The following is a 1,941-nucleotide window of genomic DNA, read 5'->3' as shown; positions in this document are numbered from 1 at the left end:
CTCGCGAGGTCGCTCGCGACCTTGCTCGCGGATCGGGTCAGCGTGCCTCGAACACCGTGACGTGTCCGGCGTACTCCCGCTCACCCACGAAGGGCGGCAGCACCATGCCCTCGTCGGAGGAGTCGAGGTAGGCCTGGGCCGTGGCATGGTCGGGGAAGACGGCGCGCGTCTCGAGGTCGTGACGACGCACGTCGGCGAAGCGGCGGCCGAGGACGAACTCGCCGGTCTCGCTGCTGAACTGCGTGACCAACGCCTTGCCGCCGGCCGCGATGCGCAGGTCGGCGAGGTGGTCGTTGCCGTTGGTGACGGCCACGAAGGTGCCGCCCGGGCGCAGCACGCGGCGGACCTCGTTGAGGGCTCGCTCGAGGTCGCGGACGTGGTAGAGCATCCAGCCGGCGTACACGACGTCGAAGGACGCGTCGTCGAACGGCAGGTAGCAGATGTCAGCTTCACGTGCGTCGACGCCGCGAGCGGCGGTGAGCTCGACGAAGCGCGGCGAGAAGTCGATCGCAATCAGCGTCACGCCGGGGAGGGCATGGATCTGCTCGGCCATCGCGCCCGTGCCGCAGCCGACCTCGAGCACGTCGGCGTCACCGACGAGGGCGCGGTCGATCGCGTTCAGCGCCTCGTTCACCGGATCCATGCCGGCGGCGGTGGGCTGCCAGACCGAGCGGCGGGTCTGGAGCCTGTCCTCGGTGGCGTACTGCGAGCGGACGTGCTCCGGGTCGTTCATCTGGCTCACGGGCGAGTCATCCGTTCCACATCGAGGGCTTCATCGAGTTGCTGTTCGGTGAGGACGCCGCGTTCGGCGTACCCCATCGCGAGCACGGTCTCACGGATCGTCGTCCCGTCCCTCAATGCCTGCTTCGCCACCTTCGCGGCCTCCTCGTAGCCGAGGTGCTTGTTGAGTGGCGTGACGACGCTCGGGGAGGACTCGGCGTAGGCGCGCATGCGGTCGGCGTCGGCCGTGATGCCGTCGATGCAGCGCTCGGCGAGCAGGGTCGTGGAGGTCGAGAGGATCCGGATGGACTCGAGCAGGTTGCGGGCGATGACCGGCATCTGCACATTGAGCTCGAAGTTGCCGCTCGCACCTGCCCAGGCCACGGCGGCGTCGTTGCCGACGACCTGCGCACACACCATCAGCGTCGCCTCGGGCAGCACCGGATTGACCTTGCCCGGCATGATGCTCGACCCCGGTTGGAGGTCGGGCAGGTGGATCTCCGCGAGGCCGGTCGTCGGCCCGGACGACAGCCAGCGCAGGTCGTTGCAGATCTTGGTCAGGCCGACGGCGATCGTGCGCAGCACACCGGACAGCTCGACGAGCGAGTCACGCGTGCCCTGCGCCTCGAAGTGGTTGCGCGCCTCGGTGAACTCCTGCCCGGTCTCGGCGACCAGCGCCGCGATCACCGCGGCCGCGAAGCCGGGCGGGGTGTTGATCCCGGTGCCCACGGCGGTGCCGCCGAGGGGGAGCTCGCGGACGCGGGGGAGTACGCCGCCGAGCCGCTGTGCGGCGTACGACACCGTCGCGGCATAGCCGCCGAACTCCTGTCCGAGCATCACCGGCGTCGCGTCCATCAGGTGCGTGCGCCCGGCCTTGACCAGCTCGGCGAACTGCGATGCCTTCGCGGACAGTGACGCCTCCAGGGTGGCCAGCGCCGGCAGCAGGTCCTCGACGACGGCGAGTGTGGCGGCGACGTGGATCGCGGTCGGGAAGGTGTCGTTGGAGGACTGCGAGGCGTTGACGTGGTCGTTGGGATGGATGCCGTTCGGGTCCACGCCGCCAGCGAGACTCGCGAGGACCTCGTTCATGTTCATGTTCGAGCTCGTGCCGGAGCCGGTCTGGAACACGTCGAGCGGGAAGGCGTCGAGGTGCTCACCCGCCGCCACCTCGCCCGCTGCCGCGGCTATCGCGGCGCCCTGTTCGGGGGTGATCACGCCGAG

At 69.9% G+C, this 1,941-nt stretch carries 2 protein-coding genes; both read right to left on the bottom strand.

All coding sequences use genetic code 11. The annotated features are described in order from the left end of the window. Window positions 1–37: 37 nt before the first annotated feature. Window positions 38–733, bottom strand: coding sequence for a class I SAM-dependent methyltransferase (locus tag RMO85_RS05260; RefSeq protein WP_310526997.1), 696 nt, complete (start codon window positions 731–733; stop codon window positions 38–40). Window positions 734–738: 5 nt separating this feature from the next. Beyond that, a partial coding sequence (locus RMO85_RS05255) for a class II fumarate hydratase (RefSeq protein ID WP_310526995.1) occupies window positions 739–1,941 on the bottom strand: 1,203 nt, incomplete at its 5' end.

This window comes from Nocardioides sp. (assembly GCF_031422975.1).
In the GTDB taxonomy this organism is placed as follows: Bacteria; Actinomycetota; Actinomycetes; order Propionibacteriales; family Nocardioidaceae; genus Nocardioides.
The sequence above is the reverse complement of the archived record's forward strand: the minus strand, read 5'-3'. Positions and strand labels throughout refer to the sequence as shown.